Raw genomic sequence first — 7,208 nt, 5'->3', positions numbered from 1 at the left:
CAATTTTCACATGGGACCGCTACCGTCAGCATCCGCACTTGCTCACCATGATCATTATGTCCGGTCCTGCGGTCGCGGGGGGGGGGGGGGGGGGGCCCGCCCGGCGCCGGGTCGACCCGGCGGTAGGGCGTGCCCAGCGGCGGACGAGGATCCGTGTCCCCCCTGTTCGGCCAGAACGCCATGGCCCGTTCGGCCTGGGCGGTGATGGTGAGCGACGGGTTCGCTCCGATGTTCGCCGAGACGGCGGCCCCGTCGACCACATGCAACCCGGCGTGGCCGTACACCCGGTGATAGGGATCGATGACGCCCCGGGAAGGATCGGCGCCGATGACCGCGCCGCCGAGGATGTGCGCCGTCACCGGCACGTTGGCCAGTTCGCCGATGAACCCGGCGGGATAGCCGCCGAGCCGGTCAGCGACCAGGCGGGCCGCGTCGTTGCCCGCCGGAATCCAGGACGGGTTCGGATCCCCGTGGCCCTGCCGGCTGGTCAGCCAGCGCAGGCCGAACGGGCCACGGCGCAGCCGGACTGTCAGCGAGTTGTTCTGGGCCTGCATCACCAAGACGATCATCGTCCGCTCGGACCAGCGCCACGGCAGGGACAGCGCCAGGGCCCGGTGCGGGTGGACGGCCAGCTCACGCAGGACTTTCACCCAGCGTGGCAACCGCCCCTCGCCGTCGGTCATCGCCGTGCTGAGCAGGGCCATCAGGTTGCTGCCCCGGCCGTAGCGCACGGGCTCCACGTGCGTGTGGTCATTCGGGTAGAACGACGATGTGATCGCGACGCCACGGGTGATCCGGCGGTCGGGGTGGGTGCGGCTCGCGCCGAGAATCGACTCGGAGTTCGTGCGGGTCAGCTCGCCCAGCCGCGCGGAAAGCCCGGGCAGGTCGCCCTGTTCCCGCGCGGCGTGCAACAGCCGCTGGGTGCCGAGAGCGCCAGCGGCCAGCACGACCTGGTCCGCGCTCAGCGTCCGTCGTCCGGCACGAGCCCAGCGGCGGCCGCGACCGCCCCCACTGCCCCTGCTGACGGTGTCGATCTCGTAGCCGCCGTCCAGGCGGGGGCGCAACCCGGTCACGGTGGTGTCGGCGAGGATGCGGGCGCCGGCCTGTTCGGCGAGCCACAGGTAGTTGCGGTCCAACGTGTTCTTGGCGCCCCGGCGGCATCCGGTCATGCACTCGCCGCACTCGACACAGCCAGTACGGTTCGGGCCCACGCCGCCGAAGTACGGGTCGGGCACGGTGACGCCCGGTTCCTGGCGCCCGTCGCGGCCGAAGAAGACGCCGACGCGGGACGGTGCCCAGGTCGCGCCCACCCCCATCTCCCCGGCAACGCTGCGGAACACCTCGTCGGCGTAGGTCGTCGTCGGGTTGGCCGTCACTCCCAGCATCCGTTCGGCCTGGTCGTAGAACGGTGCGAGTTCGGCCCGCCAGTCCGTGACGTCCCGCCACTGCGGGTCGGTGTAGAAGGCGTCAAGCGGGCGGTACAGGGTGTTCGCGTAGACCATGGAACCGCCGCCGACCGCGGTGCCGGACAGCACGAGCACCCGGCCAAGCCAGGTGATCTTCTGGATCCCCCGGCAGCCAAGCCGCGGCATCCACAGGTACCGTCTCAGGTCCCAGCTGGTGCGCGGCAGAGTCTGCGGGGTGAAGCGCCGCCCCGCCTCGATGACGAGGACCCGATAGCCCTTCTCCGCCAGGCGCAGGGCACTCACGCTTCCCCCGAAGCCGCTGCCGACCACGATCACATCGGCAGACCGGCCGTCATCCACGCCTACGCCACCTGACTTGCCGCCACCTGACTCCGCGCCCTCCGACTCGGCACCCTCTGGTTCGGCACCCTCTGGTTCGGCACATGCGTCGTCAGCCATATCCGCCACCCGCAGCCATGCTCGCCACCCACCGCGCTCGCCGCTGACCACCATGATGCGCCGGCCGGGCCGGGACGCAACACCGACCGACCCGCGATGATCCCAACGGACATGCCCGCCCGTCGTCGTCCCGGGGTGAAATCCCGGTCAGGACCGGTCAGGCAGCGCCGTCGGCGGTCGCGCGTTCGCGGAGCCGGGCCTCCTGGGCGGCCTGGGCTGCGCGCTCGATCGCCTCCAGCGGAGGTCGCGGGATCTCGACGGCCCGGGATTCGTTCACTGGCATCTCGCCCCCAGCCGGCCCACCACGCATCGCCCCGCCGCCACGAATCGATTCGGCCCGCGCGCCGACGTTCGCGTATTTGGACCCACCGGCCCGGATCCCCCCAGCGCGCATCCCGGCAGGCCTGGTTCCCGTCGGCCGGAACCCGCCGGTCCTCATGCCACCCGGTTCCGACTGGCCGGGCCGCCCGCCGCCTGTGCCCACTGCGCCCGAGGACGTCGCCGAGTACCCTGCCGCCGACCGATGCTTCTCGGCCCGCTGCTCGAGGCAGGACCGGCACTCGCACTCCGCCGAGGAACGCGGGAGCCGGTCGAGGCGCCAGGAGAGATTGTCGATCTCGTCGCCGTCACCGACCAGCACGCCGGTACTGATGATGTGGACGAGGTGCAGGGCCAGCGTGACCGGGTCCCAGTTGTCCTCGTCGAAGATGACCTGCAGTTTGCCGAAGATCTCGAGGTAGTCGGAGGTCGGCCGACGCATGGCGTTTGCCAGGACGTTGATGACCTGTGTGGCCGCAAGGGTCATCGGAGCCGGCGGTGGCGGGGGCAGCGGGATACTCGGCGCCGCGGGATCGTCCGCCAACTCGTCCTCGGCGCCGGTGTCGCCGGTCCCTACGGCCTGGGTCTCTGCGGCCTGGGTCTCTGCGGGCTCGGTCTCTGCGGGCTCGGTCTCTGCGGGCTCGGCCCTGACAGCTGCGGGATGGGCATCGTCGGCGGGCGCCGCCAGGCCATGCATGGCCGGGGCCTGCGCGGTCGGGGAATCAATGTGCGTCGTCGGGGCATCAACGTGCTCGGAATCGACGGACTCGACGCGCAGGCCATCGACGCTCGCACGCGTCGCGCTGGCCGCTGCCGCGTACGAAGGCGCAGATTCCACCCGGGGATACACAGGGTCAGCCTGCGGATGCACAGCGTTGGGATACGTCGCTGCCGCGCCAGAGGCCGATGCAGGCGCGGAATCAGCCGACACCGGACCGGAAGGGGACACCGGGCTGGGGTCAGACGCAGATTCTGGGGCGCCGACGATGACATCGACGATGATGTCGTCGCCGGGACCATCGTCGGCACGGCGGGGGGCATCGCCGGCCGCCGTGGCACTGCCAACCGGGTCACTTCCCACTGCGCTACTACCCACTGCACTACTACCCACACCGTTACTACCCACAGCGCTACTACCCACAGTGGCCATCGCGCGGGTGCGGCGGCTGGCCGTGCTTCTGGTGCGCGCGCCGGCGCGGGCCGCACGGCCGCGAGGTCGGCGCGTGCCACCCCCGCCGGAGTCACCGTCTGCCGTGCCGGTTCCGCCGGAATCCGGACCGCCGTCCCCCGGGTGACCGAAGCCGCCATCATCCGCGTCGTATCGGCTGCCATGCCCTTCAGACGCGGGCCCTTCAGATGCGGGCCCGCCAGATGCCTGGCCGTAGGGTGCGCCGTACCCGCCGACGACTGTCTCAGCGGCCTCGACCAGCCGGACGAGGCCGCAGCGCACAGCCGCAGCAGGGATGGTCAGGGCGAACCGGGTGGTGCGTCCGGCGGACGGACGGGCGACCGTCGTCAGCCAGCCCTCTCGACGCAGCCGCGACACCTGCCGCTGAACATGGGTCCGGCTGTAACCGGTCTGCTCCATGAGCATGCGCAGCCCCGGCCCGCTCACGGCCGCACCGTCCGGCACGCCCGGGGGTGCCTCGGCGATGTGGCTGGCCAAGGTGCAGGCAACCAGCTTGGCGGCGGACGGCAGCTCCGCCCCCAGGACGGCCCGTTGCCATCCGATGCGGTCGGCGATCAGCGTCCCGGACTCCTGCGCCGCGCGGACCGAAACCAGTGCACCGGGGATGGCGAGCTGGAGTGTGTCCGGCGGCACGGGCCTCCTTCCCTCGGCGCTGTCACGTGGAGCTGACGGATCACCCGGACCTTGCTCGGGCGGGACCGGTTGTCCGGGGATCACGCCCACCAGAACGGGGTCGGTGGGGCGAGGGCGGGTCGACGCCTGTTCAGGCACCGTACTCCGCACCGCATCAAGGGGCTCCTGCGGGGAGCCACCACGCTCACATGAAGAGAACATGACTCCATCACTGCCGTTGGGTGGTCGTGGTGTGACAGAAATATCAAACAGCCTCTGCCTGCTCCTCAGCAAAAAGATGACGATGCGACCACGCGAAGGCCACGGAGATTCCGTGATTTCAGGTGGACGAAATATCCCGTCGCGCTCCTGGAAACTGGCTGGATTGAACGGGTGACTTCCACCGCACCGGACGCGTCGACAACGTCGCTGGCATATTGCACTGACCTCGGGACGGCGCTATGGACGCGGGGGCGTTGCCGGTCGCGATGATCTGTCAGGATGCCCGGGCGCCGCGGTGGAACAACCACCGCGGCGCCCCCGTCCATCCGGTCGAGCAAAATTCGATCATGAACCTGGCCGGTGGCGCCCCGACCAGTCCGGCCCGATCAGTCACTCCGCGCAGGGACAGCGGTGCAGGGTCATCTGTGCTTGGCAGTGGTGCTGGGACAGAATCGCCGGGACAGCGGCGCCGCGGGCGCCCTCGCCGAGGCCCGCCGGCAGCCCGGCGGGGACCACGACCCGGCCGCGCCAGGCCGAACCAGCGGGAGAATGTTTTCGAACCACCTCGGTGGCAATCCAGGCAGCGGCAACAGAACGCACGTCCGCGGCAACAGAACGTCTTTTTGCGCGCGCCCATGGAAGCATGATCGAGAATCCGGTCCACCGGACTTCCAAACGACCCGGGTGGAGGAGTTTCGGGCGACGGAGAACGGGCGGGAGAGGCGGCAGGACCGATCGTTCTACACGCCCCTGACAGGCGGCTTCCCAACATGCCGAGAAACACCTGCCGAGCTCATCGGGAGCAATCTGATCGGCGCGGACGAGCACAGCGCGTCGAAGATCGGTGACGAGACGCGGCGAGGCCGTCAGCATTATCCACAGCTCGGAATGCCTCGGCGCACGAGCGAAACCGATTGCGGACAGAACCTGGACATCAACCAGGATCCGACATACCCGATGCCACGCCGGCACAACCACGTGCCATGAACCTCGACGGTCACACCAGCCGGTGGGGGCGGGGAGTTCTCCGTAGCGATGGGTCGGCGCAAAACCACGTCCACACCATCACCACCGACCTTGAACCAGCTCGTACCAGCGATGCCACTCCAGCTGGTGCCGCGGTGCGCGGCCAGCCCATCGTCCACCACTGTCCCGGCTATGGACCCACCACACAGGTTCCGCGCACCGACCGACCCGCGCCTGGTCGACACACCCCGCGTCACCCCGGCGGGCCGGCCCGTCAGGTGCGCCGGACCGCGGGGAGACCACCGCGCCGGGCACTCACCGCACTCGCCGGGTGCATCCCGCCGCCGAGTTCCGGACCGTCCGGTTGGGGGTATCGACCACGCGAGGCGTCACCACTCGTGTCAGGAGGAAGCGACGCATGACGGGCCACCGCGGGACGGGCGAGATCGTGGTCGGGGTTGACGGTTCGCCGGGGTCCCAGACGGCTCTGGCCTGGGCGCTCGCCGAAGCGCGCTGGCATGGCTGCGCAGTGCGCGTCGTCGTCGGTATCGGCTCGGGGACGTCGGAACCGGTCTGGGGCTGCGGCGCCGACGAGCTTGCCGACCAGGCCAGCCACATGCTGCACCGCACCGTGACGGAGGCGATCGAGGCCGGTCCGGCGGACCGGCCGGTGCCGGTGGCGGAACAGGTCGTCGACCAGCCGGCAGCCCAGGCATTGCTGACCGTGGGTAGCGACGCCCGGATGATCGTGGTGGGTGCGCGTGGCCGCGGCCTGCTCCATCGCCTGCGCGTCGGGTCCGTCAGCCGGTCGGTGGCCGTGCATGCGCCGGTGCCCGTCGTGATCGCCCGGGGTGGGATCGCCCGGGGTGGGGACGACGGGGCGGGGCTCGGGTTCGACCGCCAGCCGCGGCCGGTGGTGGTCGGGGTGGACGGTTCACCCAACTCGCTCGCGGCTCTGGTGTGGGCCGCCGCGGAGGCGGACCAGCGCGGAGTCGAACTGATCGCCGTGCACGCGTGGCTCGCGGCACTCCCCGTGCCGTTCGCCGAGGCGCCCGTGGACATCACCCAGGCGCTGGGCGATCAGGCCGGTGCCGTCCTCGAGCGCGCGATCACCGCGGTGCGCGACGCGCTGCCCGCCGGGCTCGAACCACAGCGGCGGATTCTGCCCTGCTCCCCGAGCCAGGCATTGCTCGCCACCGGACAGGACGGTGATCTGGTGGTGGTCGGCGCCCGCGGTCACGGTGGGTTCGCCGAGCTGCTGCTGGGCTCGGTCAGCCACCAGTGCATGATCCATTCCACGGTACCGGTGGCCATCATCCGATCGTGCTGATCGCGTCCGCGGGCTCATCCGCCTCCGCCCGCCCGCGGCCCCACCCCCACGCCCCCGACTGTCGGCGCGACGATCACCGGGTGGCACCCCGGACGACGGTCCGGGCGTCTGGCAGTACCGCTGACCAGGCATACCACTGCTCGTTGCGGCTGCCGGCCGGTGGATCCCACGGGTTACGCAACAGCACCTGTCCGCGAGCGACGTCCACCGCGAGGACGGCGTAGGCGTGCGCTGCGACCAGACCGCCCGGACGGGTCTGGTCCCGGGTGGTGACCATCACAACCTCGCCCCGGCTGATCAGCGTAGCCAGATCATCCGGGCCCAGCCGGTGGGCGTCGCGCCAGGTGGCGGGCCGCCCGGTGAGCGTGCTCAGCGCCCGCGTGGTGCTGCCGTACCCGAGCGCCGGATACCCGCCGCGCAGACGGGCGTACGCCTTCTCGTACAGCGCCGGCCACAGTTCGCCGGCACCGTCCGCGTTGTCCCCATCCATCGCCAGTTCCTGCGGGACGGCCGGCCGGTCACCGGGCGCGGGTGCCAGCTCCTGGGCCAGGACGGCGGTGACCGTGACCGGCAGCGGCGCGCCCCCACCCGACCCGGTGCCGGGGGGGGGGGGGGGGGCCCCCCGGGGGGGGGGGGGGGGGGGGGGGGGGGGGGGGGGGGGGGGGGGGGCGCCGCCGCCCGGCCCGGCCCGGCCCGCCGCCGCCCC

4 protein-coding genes are annotated in these 7,208 nt (G+C 71.4%); 1 reads left to right on the top strand and 3 read right to left on the bottom strand.

The window, feature by feature from the left end; genetic code table 11:
* The coding region (locus tag MXD95_RS07160; RefSeq protein ID WP_250639755.1) for an FAD-dependent oxidoreductase at positions 1–1,766 on the bottom strand (1,766 nt) is incomplete at its 3' end.
* A 256-nt stretch (positions 1,767–2,022) separates the two neighbouring features.
* Positions 2,023–4,005: a helix-turn-helix domain-containing protein gene (locus MXD95_RS07155; protein ID WP_250639754.1), complete on the bottom strand. Its 1,983-nt coding sequence runs from the start codon at positions 4,003–4,005 to the stop codon at positions 2,023–2,025.
* Positions 4,006–5,590: 1,585 nt separating this feature from the next.
* Here MXD95_RS07155 and MXD95_RS07150 point away from each other — a divergent pair.
* Positions 5,591–6,502 (top strand): universal stress protein, encoded by a 912-nt coding sequence (locus tag MXD95_RS07150; RefSeq protein ID WP_250639753.1) that lies wholly within the window; start codon positions 5,591–5,593, stop codon positions 6,500–6,502.
* Between the two features lie 73 nt (positions 6,503–6,575).
* On the opposite strand, the gene MXD95_RS07145 is transcribed toward MXD95_RS07150, so the two are convergent.
* Positions 6,576–7,208, bottom strand: a 633-nt coding sequence (locus MXD95_RS07145; RefSeq protein ID WP_250639752.1) for a C2 family cysteine protease, incomplete at its 5' end; no start/stop codon positions are given.

The organism is Frankia sp. AiPa1 (assembly GCF_023243075.1).
Taxonomy (GTDB): domain Bacteria; phylum Actinomycetota; class Actinomycetes; order Frankiales; family Frankiaceae; genus Frankia.
The sequence above is the reverse complement of the archived record's forward strand: the minus strand, read 5'-3'. Positions and strand labels throughout refer to the sequence as shown.

Bases quoted from the DNA above. Each gene is read 5' to 3' on its own strand.
- MXD95_RS07150 (WP_250639753.1), top strand. From the start codon at position 5,591: ATGACGGGCCACCGCGGGACGGGCGAGATCGTGGTCGGGGTTGACGGT.